At 70.7% G+C, this 12,696-nt stretch carries 14 protein-coding genes; 9 read left to right on the top strand and 5 right to left on the bottom strand.

The window, feature by feature from the left end; all coding sequences use genetic code 11:
* Positions 1-100: 100 nt before the first annotated feature.
* Both ATL45_RS38630 and ATL45_RS37535 read left to right on the top strand, forming a co-directional pair.
* Positions 101-814 (top strand): hypothetical protein, encoded by a 714-nt coding sequence (locus ATL45_RS38630; protein ID WP_143121534.1) that lies wholly within the window; start codon positions 101-103, stop codon positions 812-814.
* A 92-nt stretch (positions 815-906) separates the two neighbouring features.
* Complete coding sequence (locus tag ATL45_RS37535; RefSeq protein WP_121505458.1) at positions 907-1,431, top strand: hypothetical protein; 525 nt, start codon at positions 907-909, stop codon at positions 1,429-1,431.
* A gap of 57 nt (positions 1,432-1,488) precedes the next feature.
* Here the strand turns inward: ATL45_RS37535 and ATL45_RS37530 are convergent, their stop codons facing one another.
* Together ATL45_RS37530 and ATL45_RS37525 are read right to left on the bottom strand one after the other, a co-directional pair.
* Positions 1,489-2,376 carry a DUF4231 domain-containing protein gene (locus tag ATL45_RS37530; protein WP_170210467.1) on the bottom strand — a complete coding sequence of 296 codons (888 nt, stop codon included), beginning with the start codon at positions 2,374-2,376 and terminating at the stop codon, positions 1,489-1,491.
* A 99-nt stretch (positions 2,377-2,475) separates the two neighbouring features.
* On the bottom strand, positions 2,476-3,450 hold the full coding sequence (locus tag ATL45_RS37525) for a hypothetical protein (protein WP_143121533.1): 975 nt from the start codon (positions 3,448-3,450) through the stop codon (positions 2,476-2,478).
* 917 nt (positions 3,451-4,367) lie between these two features.
* On the opposite strand from ATL45_RS37525, the gene ATL45_RS37520 reads away from it, so the two are divergent.
* On the top strand, positions 4,368-4,991 hold the full coding sequence (locus ATL45_RS37520; protein ID WP_093146184.1) for a hypothetical protein: 624 nt from the start codon (positions 4,368-4,370) through the stop codon (positions 4,989-4,991).
* Between the two features lie 233 nt (positions 4,992-5,224).
* Positions 5,225-5,425, top strand: a complete 201-nt coding sequence (locus ATL45_RS37515) for a cold-shock protein (protein ID WP_093146183.1) — start codon at positions 5,225-5,227, stop codon at positions 5,423-5,425.
* Positions 5,426-5,529: 104 nt separating this feature from the next.
* Here the strand turns inward: ATL45_RS37515 and ATL45_RS37510 are convergent, their stop codons facing one another.
* Entirely contained in the window at positions 5,530-6,927 is a 1,398-nt protein-coding gene (locus ATL45_RS37510; protein ID WP_093146182.1) for an MFS transporter, read from the bottom strand.
* Between the two features lie 130 nt (positions 6,928-7,057).
* On the opposite strand from ATL45_RS37510, the gene ATL45_RS37505 reads away from it, so the two are divergent.
* The 5 genes from ATL45_RS37505 (at position 7,058) to ATL45_RS37485 (ending at position 11,130) form a co-directional block, all read left to right on the top strand.
* The gene (locus tag ATL45_RS37505) at positions 7,058-8,038 is read left to right on the top strand and encodes a LacI family DNA-binding transcriptional regulator (RefSeq protein ID WP_093146181.1); all 981 of its coding nucleotides are present in this window, start codon (positions 7,058-7,060) and stop codon (positions 8,036-8,038) included.
* Between the two features lie 175 nt (positions 8,039-8,213).
* Positions 8,214-9,185, top strand: coding sequence for a thiamine pyrophosphate-dependent enzyme (locus ATL45_RS37500; RefSeq protein ID WP_093146180.1), 972 nt, complete (start codon positions 8,214-8,216; stop codon positions 9,183-9,185).
* Positions 9,178-10,167 carry an alpha-ketoacid dehydrogenase subunit beta gene (locus tag ATL45_RS37495; protein WP_093146179.1) on the top strand — a complete coding sequence of 330 codons (990 nt, stop codon included), beginning with the start codon at positions 9,178-9,180 and terminating at the stop codon, positions 10,165-10,167. The genes ATL45_RS37500 and ATL45_RS37495 overlap by 8 nt, the downstream gene beginning before the upstream one ends.
* Complete coding sequence (locus ATL45_RS37490; RefSeq protein WP_093146178.1) at positions 10,160-10,483, top strand: biotin/lipoyl-containing protein; 324 nt, start codon at positions 10,160-10,162, stop codon at positions 10,481-10,483. Before ATL45_RS37495 ends, ATL45_RS37490 begins: the two co-directional genes overlap by 8 nt.
* A 2-nt stretch (positions 10,484-10,485) precedes the next feature.
* On the top strand, positions 10,486-11,130 hold the full coding sequence (locus ATL45_RS37485) for an alpha/beta fold hydrolase (protein ID WP_093146177.1): 645 nt from the start codon (positions 10,486-10,488) through the stop codon (positions 11,128-11,130).
* 140 nt (positions 11,131-11,270) lie between these two features.
* On the opposite strand, the gene ATL45_RS39910 is transcribed toward ATL45_RS37485, so the two are convergent.
* Both ATL45_RS39910 and ATL45_RS40125 read right to left on the bottom strand, forming a co-directional pair.
* Complete coding sequence (locus tag ATL45_RS39910) at positions 11,271-12,212, bottom strand: (Fe-S)-binding protein (protein ID WP_256258299.1); 942 nt, start codon at positions 12,210-12,212, stop codon at positions 11,271-11,273.
* Positions 12,100-12,696, bottom strand: coding sequence for an FAD-linked oxidase C-terminal domain-containing protein (locus ATL45_RS40125; RefSeq protein WP_256258155.1), 597 nt, complete (start codon positions 12,694-12,696; stop codon positions 12,100-12,102). Before ATL45_RS40125 ends, ATL45_RS39910 begins: the two co-directional genes overlap by 113 nt.

Raw genomic sequence — 12,696 nt, 5'->3', positions numbered from 1 at the left:
CGAACGGGTGAACTGCACCCGAACCGGTTGAGGATCACTTTCGTGATCTCCATGCTGTGCCGCTGTCAGTTCATGCCTTTGGCGGTGTGGAGGGAAGCGCGTGGCAGGTCGTCGAATCGGCGGCGCAGGCGGAGGATCAGATCCCGGCCCGGGCAAGAGTAGTGCCGGAAGTCTCGTCGTTGCAGGCACGCTCGCTTTGGCGCTTGCTTCGGGCGGCGGTGCGGTGACTGCGGGCTCCGCCTTCACGGCGGAGACCGCAGCGGGCGAGGCGGTGAGCGGGTCCGCGAACGCGGCAGTTCGGAATGCGGTTTCGCGAAACCTCAAAGCGCGCAAAGCAGAAGCCAAGCGTTCGGTGCGGCGGGGAAGGGTGGACGACGCCTGGCAGCGCATGGGCTTGCGCAGGCTGCGGCAATCGGACAAGATCTCAGCCGTCGATTGCGCCGTGCATTCTTTCGGTGAAGTCCGCGAGTTCCTCATCCGTACTCCGTGCAAGTCGCTGGACAGGATTCTCCTCGTCGTCGGCGACGATCAGGGCAATGCTGCCGTCGTTTCCGTAGCTTGGGTGGAGTTCCGCAACCGCAGCACGGTCTGGAAGTTCCAGCGTCTGGAGGATCGCCACGGCACTGGAGACATCAGACCACTGGGTGGTTCCCTCCTTGGCATGCGCGATATCGAGTTCACCGGGCATCACTACAGCACGGAGTTGAAGAAGAACACGATCGCGATCGCGGAAGCGGAAACGGTCTCCGGCTCCTACAGCGCCGAGGATCTCGACGCCATCACCGAGGTCGCAGCACTGATACCTCGCCCGTGACGACGCGAAGGCGCACGGGACTCGCCAAGCCGTCAGAGCCCTTGTCACAGTTCACCGCTCCTCCAGTGCCCCATCGCCCGTTCGGCGGATCGTTGTCGGGCGAGGTCGGCGAAGAAGATGGCGCTGGTGAGGTGGCAGACGACGAACAGCGCCAGGTAGAGCGCCGTGGAGGGGCCGAACTGCTGCTTGAAGGAGACCGCCAGGGTGCCAGCCGTGTCGGCCGGGGGTTCGTGTTCCGGTGGTCAGCGTTGACGGCGAGCACGCTGATCGAGCCGTCTGCCGAGGTCGCCAGCGGGATGAACAAGCGGAGCACTTCGGCAGGAACGACGACGGCGAATCCCCGCCTGCGCCCGGAGAGGACGAGCACGGTGGCGACGACCTCGGCGGCGGCGAGCACACCCGGGACAAAAGAGCTTCCCAGCTCCTCCCGCCCGTGGGAGAGGTCGGATTCGAACTCGGTGAGGGCGCTGTACATGACCCAGCTGGTCAGCGTGAGCACGACGATGAGCGCGGCGGTGCTCCGAGCGTCCTGCCTCGGCCAGGAATGTGCGCCGGTGCCCAAAGACATGGCGCCCCACCTCTTCGCAAGACAGCCGGAGCGGTCGAAGCCCGGCTGAGAACGCGAAAAGTCCAGCCGGAGCCACCACGAGAACCGGGTCCAGACGGCCCGCTGGTCAGCTGGTGCGGTTGGCGTGCCACATGGTGTGCTCTCGGCTGATCGCCGATTCCGCGTCGACCACCTCGTCGGACCACTGCTGTTCGGTCAGGTCCCGGTCGAGGAGGTCGCGGACCGTCGCCAGTTCGTGGGAGGCCATCACGTAGGCCGTGGCGGTCGTGCTGTGCTGGCGGGTGGCGCTCCAGGCGGCGACCGCCGAGATCGCGGCGGCCACGATGCCCGCCAGGTCGAAGTCGACCACGCCGACCGCCTTCGCCAGCGCGCTGGCCACGCCGAGCACCTCCATGGTCAGCATGATCGTCCGGAAGATCCGCGCGCGGCGCTGGTGGAAGACGGCCTTGGCGGCGTACCACTGCTGCTGGTCGTGCACCCGGCCGCTCAGGTAGGCCGCCTTGCGCTCGGCCAGCGGAGCGGCGCGGAGCGCGCGCATGCCGCTGGTGATCGCCGAGGAGGTGTTGGGCAGCAGCAGAACGCCGGGTTTGTCCTTCTGCAGGGCGCGGACGCGCGACACGAAATCGTCGTCGGCGGACTCGGAGTCCAGCGCGAACGGCGCGGCTCCCACGGCATAGCGCCAGGTCAGGGTCTTCACCGACTCGGCGAGCGCCCGCCCTTCGTACCAGACCTTGTCCGGTCGCGACCCGGCGGTGGCCATCTCGATCACCATCACACCGACCAGCGCCAGCGCGGTTCCCACCGCGAACACGTCGAAAGAGCCCACGACCACGGGAAACGCGGCGAACACCGCGGCCGAGACGGTCAGCAGCAACTGCGCGCGAACACCTCGCAGGTACGAGCGCTGCTGCCGCACCGAAGCCGTGTCCGCCGCCTGAAACAGCCCCGGGAAGTCGGCGTCGCTCAACGTCCGAAGCTGATCGGTACTCGACATGCACACTCCATGACTCGGGGACCCCAGTGAATCCTGGCCGAACCACCTACCGGAAGAGGCCATTTCGGCACAACTCCCCGGACCGGGTGACCGGTGCGGTCAGGCGCGGGACTCCAGCCATTCGCGGACTTCGCGGCGGAGCAGGAGGAAGCCCAGCGCCGGCAGGGGGATCGTGCCGACCAGGTAGACGGTGAACTGGAAGGGCAGCAGCGCGGCGAGCGGGGCGAAGGACTTGAGTGCCAGGGAGAGGCTGATTCCCCAGGTGGCCGCGCTGAACGCCATCGGCACCAGGCTCAGCAGGAGCACGAACCCGGTGAAGATGCTCATGATCTGCAGCATGAGCACCGCGACGGGGCCACCGCGCAGTGCGCGGCGCATCCACAGCACCAGCGGGATCGCCCACAGCAGTGTCAGCGCGGTCAGCGGGAAGACGGTGTCCAACGTCGGGTTCCCGGTGAGCGCGAGGAGGCCGGTGACCTCGCCGGGGCCCAGGCCGAACATCCCGATCGCCACCGGCACGACCAGGTAGGCGAGTTCGGCGCAGGGCCAGAACGAGGCGAACGTGGCCACGCAGGCGGTGACCACCGCCGGCCGCGGCTTGGTCGGCCGGTCGCCCGGTGGTCGCAGGCCGCGGGGGACGCCGATGCGCGGGAACCTGCCGTTGAGCTTCTGCAGGTGCGGGGTCCAGTCCGGCTCGAACCAGATCAGGGCGCGGACGTAGCGGGAGCGGAAGAGCTTGCCGCGGATCCGTACCGGCGGGTGCTCCGGCAGTCCCTTCGGGAACAGGTGGCCCACCGAGTTCCGGAAGTCCTCGTACTGGTGCTGGTCCCTGGTGATGACGACGGCCAGGCGGCCGGGGGCGCCGCGCGCCACCACCTGGCGGACCTCCCACTCCAGGCTTTGGCCCGGCCCGGCGGCCAGCAGCACGAGGTTGGCCCGGTCGAGGGCGGCGAGGATCTCGTCCTGCCACTGCTCGTCCGTGGCGTAGGCGCGTTCGGCGCCGGTGCGCGGCAGCCGGTCGCCGGGCTTTCCGAGCGCGACCATCCGGCCGAACGGCGCAACGCTCCTGGCCACCTGCTGCTCCTCGGTGCGGACGTCGTTGACGGAGACCAGGAACTGCCGGAGCAGCAGGTGGCGGAGGCGCAGCTTCGGGGTTCGCGCGAGGCCGCGGCAGCACGGCCCACAGGCCGAACCCGATCAGGACCAGGCCCAGCACAACTCCGGTCACCGCCAACCAGTCCGGCCCGATGCTGGCGAACGTGGGGGACAGGACGCCCATCAGCAGTGCGAACCAGCCGAAGGTCTCCAGCTGCATGCCGGTCGTGCGGGATTGCTCGGTCTTCGGCACCTGGGCCGGGTTGTCCGCCACTTCTGCATCCTCGCCGGTTCGGGGGCATGAGCAGATCATCAGCGCAGCGAGACCCGGCAGCGTACAAGGGTGAATGCGGCGTCGGGGAGGATTTCCGCGGCAGGGCTTCGGGAGTTCGTGCGAACGGATGTTGTGCCCGCAACTTCTCTCGATCGGCTGTCAACTGGGCGTTGTGGTGGAACGTGCCGTTGAAGAACGGGAGTCCGTGTCGAGGGCTGTGCCGGGGAAGGTCGAGTGGTCGTCGTTCAACAGTCCTGTTTGGACGCTCGTTCCGGATGTGTTCGGCCTTTTCAGGAGTGCGGTGGTTCGCGGCGTGGCGAGCGGGCCCCGATCGATGCTGTGCCGCACTTCCAGTGTGGTCTCCGGTGGGCTGTCCTATGTGGATGATTGCCGTGCGAGGCGCGCGGGAACGTTCCGCTGGAGCGCGGGGTTCGACGTCGGAGTTCGAGGTGGTCGGTTCCGGCGGCCGCTGCGATCGGCCTATGAGGAATGCCACTCTCGTCGGCGCGTTCGTGGACGTCTGCCGGGGGTGCAGGCAGGGTGGTCGGCAGCACTGGCGCTCCAGCGGGGGCGTCGCGTTCGAGGCGTTGACGCTCGCAGGGCGTCGTCGGGAGGCACGCACATGACCGAACGGAGCAAGGGCGAAGAGCCGACGGCCGAGGAGCCGGTGGTCGGGGAGAGTCCGGAGCCGGACGGCTCGGCGCAGGCCGGGGAGCAGGTGGAGGCCGCGCAGCACGACTCGTCCGACGAGGCCGCAGCGGCCACCACCGAGGCTGAGGAGTCCGCCACCACTGAGGCTGAGGAGTCCTCGGCCGCCGCGAGTGGCGGGGGCAAGAAGGGGCTGTTCATCGGGCTCGGCAGCGGTCTGCTCGTGGGTGCTGTTGCCGCGCTGGCGTTCGCCGGGTTCGTCAAACCGGACTTCCTCGTCGGACCGGGCAAGCCGGACGGCACCGCCTCCGCGGTCACCGCGGCGCTGGCGGGCAAGGACGCCGCCGGGCTCGCGGCGAGCTCCTGCCGGGCCCCCGATGGCACGCTGGCCCCGCAACTCCCGCCACAGGCGTTGCAGCTCATCCAGTCCGCGGAGCAGTCGGGCCCGCCGCGCCGGTCGCTGGACAGCGAGGCGCTGACGCCGGTGGACCTCACGATCAACGTGCAGGGCCAGACGCAGACCGTGCCGATCGACGTCGTGCTCGGCGTGACCGGCGGCGACTGGTGCATGAAGGGCATCGCGGACCGGCAGCAGTAGCCGCTCCCGGGCCCGCCGCGGTGGGGCGTGCTGGCCGTGCGGCTCGACGTCGTGTAGCTTTGGTCGTGGTAGGAGTAGTTCTGTTTCGTGTTTTGCGCATGCTCGCAGGATATCGATGCGGGTGAGCGGCTTTCTTTGGTGCAGCTGGAGTGAGCAGCCGTCTGAGATCCCCTCCGGCCCCGGCAGGCGCGCAAGGTGTCGCCGGTTCCTCTCTAGCTCTCAAGGAGATCGTCATGGCACAGGGAACCGTGAAGTGGTTCAACGCTGAAAAGGGCTTCGGCTTCATCGCCCCCGACGACGGTGGCCCGGACGTGTTCGTGCACTACTCGGCCATCGAGGCCTCGGGCTTCCGCGAGCTGTCCGAGGACCAGCGCGTGACCTACGAGGTCACCCAGGGGCCGAAGGGCCCGCAGGCCGCCAGCGTGCGCGTCTGACCTGATCGTTCTCCGCTGGCCCCCGTCCGGTTCCGGACGGGGGCCAGCGGCGTTCGTCGGCGAGGTGTTCCGCTCGACCGCGGGAGCGGAGCGGTTCTTGCCGTTCAACATCTCCTGTGGATGAAGGCGGTTCCCGGAAGCGCCGCACCTGGGGCGGTGGACGGGGATGTGTGTTCGACCCGGCGGTGGCGGAAGTCGTGCCGGGCCACCGCCAGGAAGACCTCCGGCGGGTTCAGCACCCGCAGCGACCAGGCGTCCAGCCGGCGCAGTGCGGTTTTCAGGCGGGAACGGTCATCGCCGGTCATCGCGTGCTCCTCGTCTCCGGGCTGGGCAACGTCGCGCGGTGCCCCCGGTTGGCGCAACAGCCACCAGATCGCGAGCAGGCACAGCGCGTTGAGTCCGAACAGGATGATCGGCACCGCGGTGGTGGAGGCGAGTTCGATTCCCACGCCGATCAGCGGCGGGAACACGACACCGCCCAGCATCGATGCCGCGATCACGTACGCGCCCGCGCGCTGCGCATCGGGCACCAGCCGGTGCAGCCACGGCAGCCCGGTGGGGAAGACCGGTGCGATGAACAGGCCGAGACCGGCGTAGGCGTAAGGCGCCAGCGACGGCACCACGGCCAGCGCGAGGCAGACCGCCATGCCGACGCAGCTCCAGGTGAGGATGCTCTGCTCGGACCACCGCAGGGTCAGCGGCGCGACGAGGAACCGGCCGACCGTCATCATCAGCCAGTACACGGCGGTGGCCGACGTCGCCGCGCTCGCGGTGTGACCGGCGGCGATCAGGTGGGTCGGCTCCCAGCCGCCCGCTCCGGCCTCGACGCCGATGTTGAGCACGTACAGGATCACGAACGCCCCGGTGATGGCGATGCTGCGGTTGCGCAGCATCGCGTCCCGGTCGGGTGCTGTGCCGCCGCTCTCCACGCGCGTGTTGCGCACGCCGCGGAGAGCCGCGATCAGCACCGCCGATGCGATCGCGAAGGCGAAGAAGACCAGCGGATAGCTCTCCGGGCCGAGCTGCGCCAGCGCCACCGGAGCGAGGATCGAGCCGATCCCGAAGAACGCGTTGAGCAGGTTCAGCATGGCCGGGCTGCGCGCGCCGAACCCGATGGCGAACAGGTGGTTGAGCCCGTAGTCGATCGAGCCGTAGCCCAGGCCCGCGACGAAGGCGCCCAGGAGGGCCACCGGCCAGGGCGGTGTCGCCGCGAACACGACGGCGCCCGCGGCCATGGCCAGGTAGGAGCAGCCGAGCAGCAGGCGGTTCCCGGTCTTGCCGCAGCACCGGTGGAACACCACCACGCCGAGCAGTCCGCCGACGAAGTGGGCGCTCAGCCCCAGGCCGCCCACCGCGGGAGAGACCCCGTAGTGGGCGCGCACGGCCGGGATCGCGGGGCCGTAGAGGGCCTGGAGCGCGCCGATCAGCACGAAGCCGGCGAACGCTCCGGCGATCCCGACGCCGCTGAACAACCGCGGCCCGGCGTCCTTCTCATCACCCACGGTGCACGACCTCACGTCTGTGAACGGTCACGTGAACGTTCACGAGGATGCTGCGGGAGGACGTCGATGTCAAGGCGCCGAGCGTGCGGCGCGGTTCCCGGGTGACTGCGCGGTGTGCTGAGATGGGTGGATGGCGGCACCCGCGCGAAGGCCCACGATCAAGGACGTCGCGCGCGCGGCGCAGGTCTCGTACCAGACCGTCTCCCGGGCGATCAACGACAAGCCGGAGATCGATCCGGACACCAAGCGCCGGGTCCTCGAAGTCGCCGAGCAGCTCGGGTACCGGCCGAGCAGGCACGCGCGGGCACTGGTCAAGCCCCGCCCGAGCACGCTCGGCCTCGCCGTCCCGGACCTGACGAACCCCTTCTTCCCCGAGGTCATCGCCGGCGTGATCGACTCCGCCGCGGCGCACGGCTGGCAGGTCAACGTCGTCAGCGGGGGGCCTGCCGCCGAGGCCGAACTGCTGCGGTCCTTCGCCGCGGAGGTCGACGCGCTGGTCGGCTACTTCAACCACCTCGACCGCGCGCCCGAGGGCCTCGACATCCCGGTCGTGCTGCTCGATGCCGAGGTGCGGGTGCCGAGGTGCGGGGCCGTCGCGGTGAACGTCGACGCGGGCGTGCGGGCCGGGGTCCAGCACCTGCTGGACCGCGGGCACCGCCGCCTCGGCATGATCGACTGCTCCACCAGCTGCGACCGCTACCAGCGCCGGAAGTCCTTCCAGCAGGCCCTCGCCGACCACGGGATCGCGCTGCCCGCCGACGCGGTCGTCGAGAGCGAGCAGTCGGTCCCGGGCGCCGAGCGGGCGACGCACCGGCTGCTGGACAGCCACCCGGAGACGACCGCGGTGTTCGCGTTCAACGACCTGACCGCGGTCGGGGTGGTGCGCGCCGCGCACGCGCGCGGGCTGCGGGTTCCGCAGGACTGCGCGGTGCTGGGCTTCGACGGGCTGATGCTCGGTGAGCTCATCACGCCACCCCTGACCACGCTGCACATCGACAAGCGGCGCCTGGGCGCCCTGGCGGTCGGCGAGGTGGAGCGCCTGCTCGCGGGCGAGCGGGAACCGGCGCCGGTCGAGCTGACGCCGGAACTCGTCATCCGCGAATCGGCCTAGCGAGCCGCCCGGCGGGAGCAGCTGCCGGGGCCGGAGCGCGCGGTGCGCGGTCGGGTTCGTTCACAGGGCAATATTTACTGTGAACGGGCGCGCATCGCGGGTGGGATCGTGCAGAGTGATCAGCCGGGATGGCGGCGCTTGCACGGCCGGGCGGTGGTTGCGCACGCTTCCCGTCATGGACGCAGCTGATCTTCGTACGCTCCACCGCCTGATGCTGGTGGCGCGGCGGCTGGACGAGGAGGCCATCGCGCTGCAGCGCCAGGGCGTTCTCCCCGCCTACGCGCCGGCGAAGGGGCAGGAGGCCGCGCAGGTGGCCAGCGGCGCAGCCCTCGACCTGAACCGCGACTTCGCGTTCCCCACCTACCGCGAGGTCGGCGTGGCGGTCGGGATGGGCGTCGATCTCGCCGCCTACCTGGCCTCGCACCGCAACATCTGGCACGGCGGGCTCTACGATCCGCAGTCCTCGCGCCTGGCACCGCTGAACGCGATCGTCGGCGGGCCGGTCCTGCACGCCGTGGGCTGGGCGATGGGCGCGAAGCTGGACGGAACCGGCGGCGCGGCCATCGCGTACTTCGGCGACGGCGCCAGCTCGCAGGGCGACGTGCACGAGGCGATGAACTTCGCCGGGGTGTACCGGCTCCCGGTGGTGTTCTTCTGCCAGAACAACGGCTGGGCGATCTCGGTGCCCACCGAACGCCAGGTGGCCGGCGGCTCGGTGGCCGCCCGCGCCGCGAGCTACGGGATCGAGAGCCTGCGCGTCGACGGCAACGACGCGGTCGCGGTGTTCGAGGCGACCCGCGCCGCGCTGGAGCGGGCGCGCGACGGCGGCGGGCCGACGGTGATCGAAGCGATGACCTACCGGATGGGCCCGCACTCCACTTCGGACGATCCCGGCCGCTACCGGACGCTGGAGGACGAGCAGGCGTGGACCGGGCGCGATCCGCTCGTGGTCGCCGCGCAGCAGCTCACCGCCGACGAGGTCGCCGCGGCCGAGGAGAACGCCGCCGCCGTGGTGCGCGAGGTCCGGGAGAGCCTGGTCTCGCTCGACGTGCGTCCCGGCGAGGAGCTTTTCTCGTTCGTCTACCGCGAGCCCACGAAGTCCCTGCTGGCGCAGCAGCGGGCGTGGAAGGAGCACCTCGATGCCTGAGCTGTCCCTGCAGAAGGCCCTCAACCTGGCCCTTCAGCACGCGTGCGAGGACGACGACCGGGTGCTGATCTTCGGCGAGGACGTCGGCACGCTCGGCGGCGTGTTCCGGGTGACCGACGGCCTGCGCGCCAAGTTCGGCGAGGACCGCGTGTTCGACACGCCGCTGGCCGAGTCGGCGATCATGGGCATGGCGGTCGGGCTGGCGATGCACGGCTGGCGCCCGGTGCCGGAGATCCAGTTCGACGGCTTCAGCTACCCGGCCGTCGACCAGATCGTCAACCAGATGGCTCGCATGCACTACCGCAGCCGCGGCGTGCTGAACATGCCGATCACGCTGCGGCTGCCCAGCTTCGGCGGGATCCGCGCGCCGGAGCACCACAGCGAGAGCCTGGAGGCGCTGTTCGCGCACGTGCCGGGCCTGAAGGTGGTGAGCCCCTCGACTCCCTCGGAGGGCTACCACCTGCTGCGGCAGGCCATCGCCGATCCCGACCCGGTGATCTTCCTGGAGCCCAAACCGCGCTACTGGCAACGGGAATCCTTCGACCCCACCGAACCGGTCGAGGTGCTGCCGCCGGGCACGAGCCGGGTGGTGCGCGAAGGGAAGCACGCCACGCTCGTCGCGTGGGGTGCGATGGTCGCGCGCTGCAAGCAGGTCGCCGAGCTCGCCGCCGAGGACGGCGTCGAGCTGGAGGTGCTGGACCTGCGCTGGCTCAAGCCGATCGACACCGACGGCCTGGCCGCGTCGGTGGCGAAGACCCGCCGCGCGGTCGTGGTCCACGAAGCCCCGCTGACGGCCGGGCTGGGCGGAGAGGTCTCCGCGCTGGTCACCGAGCGCTGCTTCGGCGACCTGCGCGCCCCGGTGCAGCGGGTCACCGGCTACGACGTGCCCGTCCCGTCGGGCGAGCTGGAGGACCAGTACCTGCCCAGCGTCGACCGCATCCTGACCGCCGTCCAGACCACATTGGAGTACCGCCGTGGCTGAAGTGACCTTTCCCCTGCCCGATCTCGGCGAGGGCCTGATCAGCGCGCGCGTGCTGGAGTGGCTGGTGGCCGAGGGCGACTGGGTGGAGCGCAACGCGCCGCTGGTCGAGCTCGAGACGACCAAGTCGGCGGTGGAGATCCCCTCGCCGCAGTCCGGCCGGGTCGCGCGACTGCACGTCGCCGAGGACGCGGAGCTGGAGGTGGGCGAGTCGCTGGTGACCTTCACCGTCTCCGACGACCAGGCGGGCATCGTCGGTGCCGTCCCCGAGGAGCGGAAGCCGCAGCGGCGCGTCCGCCTGACCTTGCCGGAGGACTGACCGTGTTCGCCACGACCGGCGATGGCGCGAAGATCTGGTACGCCACGGCACCCGGGCCGGCTCCGGTGCTGCTGATCCACGGATTCGCCTCGGACGGCGAGAGCACCTGGGTGCGCACCGGTTGGGTGCGGGCCCTCGCCGACCGCGGTCACGTCCTGGTCGACCTGCGCGGGCACGGGCAGAGCGACCGCCCGGCGTCCGGATACGCGCCGGGAGCACTGGCCGGCAACGTGCTGACCGTGCTGGACGAAGCTGATCTGTCCACTGTGGATGTGGTTGCCTACTCGATGGGCGGGCTGGTCGGCTGGGAGCTGGCGAAGCTCGCGCCCGGCCGGGTCCGCCGGCTCGCCCTCGGCGGCATCGGCGGCCGGGCAGCCGACCGCGACTCGATGCGCCGCGTGGCGGAGACGCTGTCGGCGACCGGCCTGGACGCGTGCATCGAAGAAGTGGCGGGCCACCGGCTCGAAGGCCCGCCACCGGCACCTGTGCTCTTCGCCGCGGGCGAGCAGGACGACGTCGCAGCGGACGCCCCGGAACTCGCCGCGGGCTTCGACGCGCCGTTCGTCTCCCTCGGACGCCGGAACCACTTCAACGCGGTGTCCAGCCGCCTGTTCAAGGAGTCCGCGACCGCGTTCTTCGAACGCTGACACCATCCCGGCAGGTCCGCGTCGTCACCTGCCTCCCGATCGTGACGACCGCATCCCGGAGCGCAGCAGTTCGGCGAGGTGGACGGGACGCCGGTCCGGGAGGCCGTGCTCGATCTGCGTGCGGCAGCTGAAACCGTCGGCTACCACCGCAGTGTCGCCATGCCCAGCTGGCCGGTCGACATCCAGGTCAGCCCGCAGCACAGCGGTTGCGGGGGTACCGCGACGCGCAGCCCGGCGTCCTCCAGGACGTCCACCGCCGCGCGGCCGATGTGCGGGGCGAAGTGGTTGGTGAAGGTGTCCGGCCACAGCAGCACCGCGCCGGGCTCTCCCGGCGGCGGTGCTACACGGTGACGGCACAGGCGTTGGAAGCTCACCTCGGCGAAGCGCGGTGGTGTGCGCTGCGGTGCGATTCCGCCCAGCCGTTTCGCCGTCTGCGCGAGCACAGGTGCGCGCAGGGCGCTGTTGACCAGGCGCGGTGCCCACTGGGCGAACCGGCCGACGAGCGGGAGCCAGCCCAGCGAGTAGTGCGCGGCGGGGCGGAGCCGGTGCCGGTAGTGGTGCGCGAGGAACTCCGCCTTGTAGGTCGCCATGTCGACGCCCACCGGGCAGTCGGACTTGCACCCCTTGCAGGCCAGGCACAGATCGAGTGCGTCCCGGACGGCGGTCGAGCGCCAGCCGTCCCGCACGGGCGCGTCCGGGTGGCCCTGGAGCATCTCGAACAGCAACCGGGCCCGGCCGCGGGTGGAGTGCTCCTCCTCGCGGGTGACCATGTAGGACGGGCACATGACCCCGCCGGCGCTCCGGCGGCAGTTGCCGATCCCGACGCACCGGGAAGCCGCCTGCGGGAAACTCCCGCCGTCGTCCGGGAAACCGAGGAAGGTGGCCGGGACCGACGGGTGGTAGCCGGCGCCGAGGCGGAGGTTCTCGTCGGTGCGGTACGGGTGGACGAGCTTGCCGGGGTTCATCCGGTCACGGGGATCGAACGCGGCCTTGACCTCCTCGAACGCGGACACGATCGCGGGGCCGAACATGCAGCGGAGCAGTTCGCCGCGCGCCTGGCCGTCGCCGTGCTCGCCGGACAGCGATCCGCCGTAGGACGTGACCAGCTCTGCGGCGCTTTGCAGGAACTGCCGGAAATCGCGCAACACCGGGCCCGGACTTGAGCCGGAACGGCATCCGGATGTGCACGCAGCCGTGCCCGAAGTGGCCGTAGAGCGCGGGCTTCTCGTACCCGTGGTCGGCGAACAGCGACAGCAGGTCGCGCAGGTAGTCGCCCAGGCGGTGCGGCGCGACGGCCGAGTCCTCCCAGCCCTCCCAGCTCGCGGGCATGTCCGGCGGATGCGCCGTGACACCCAGGCCCGCTTCGGAGAGCACGGGCACGTGGTGCTCGCGGCAGACGGCGATCGCTCGCGCGCCGGCTTCGACGCTGCGGGGCAGGACCACGCCGATCGGGACCTGGCGGTAGTTGGAGGCGTCCGTCGAGTACGCCCCGCGAGCGCCCGCGTCGAAGCGGATCTCGCCGTCGACCTCGCGGAGCAGATCGCGTTCGAGCAGATCCGTCGACAT

Source organism: Saccharopolyspora antimicrobica (genome assembly GCF_003635025.1).
GTDB lineage: Bacteria > Actinomycetota > Actinomycetes > Mycobacteriales > Pseudonocardiaceae > Saccharopolyspora > Saccharopolyspora antimicrobica.
The sequence above is the reverse complement of the archived record's forward strand: the minus strand, read 5'-3'. Positions and strand labels throughout refer to the sequence as shown.

Excerpts from the sequence above, each read along its gene's own strand:
- ATL45_RS37530 (WP_170210467.1), bottom strand. The coding sequence starts at position 2,376 with ATGTCGAGTACCGATCAGCTTCGGACGTTGAGCGACGCCGACTTCCCG.
- ATL45_RS37520 (WP_093146184.1), top strand. The coding sequence starts at position 4,368 with ATGACCGAACGGAGCAAGGGCGAAGAGCCGACGGCCGAGGAGCCGGTG.
- ATL45_RS37515 (WP_093146183.1), top strand. The coding sequence starts at position 5,225 with ATGGCACAGGGAACCGTGAAGTGGTTCAACGCTGAAAAGGGCTTCGGC.
- ATL45_RS37505 (WP_093146181.1), top strand. The coding sequence starts at position 7,058 with ATGGCGGCACCCGCGCGAAGGCCCACGATCAAGGACGTCGCGCGCGCG.
- ATL45_RS37500 (WP_093146180.1), top strand. The coding sequence starts at position 8,214 with ATGGACGCAGCTGATCTTCGTACGCTCCACCGCCTGATGCTGGTGGCG.
- ATL45_RS37495 (WP_093146179.1), top strand. The coding sequence starts at position 9,178 with ATGCCTGAGCTGTCCCTGCAGAAGGCCCTCAACCTGGCCCTTCAGCAC.
- ATL45_RS40125 (WP_256258155.1), bottom strand. The coding sequence starts at position 12,696 with ATGTCGACGGATCTGCTCGAACGCGATCTGCTCCGCGAGGTCGACGGC.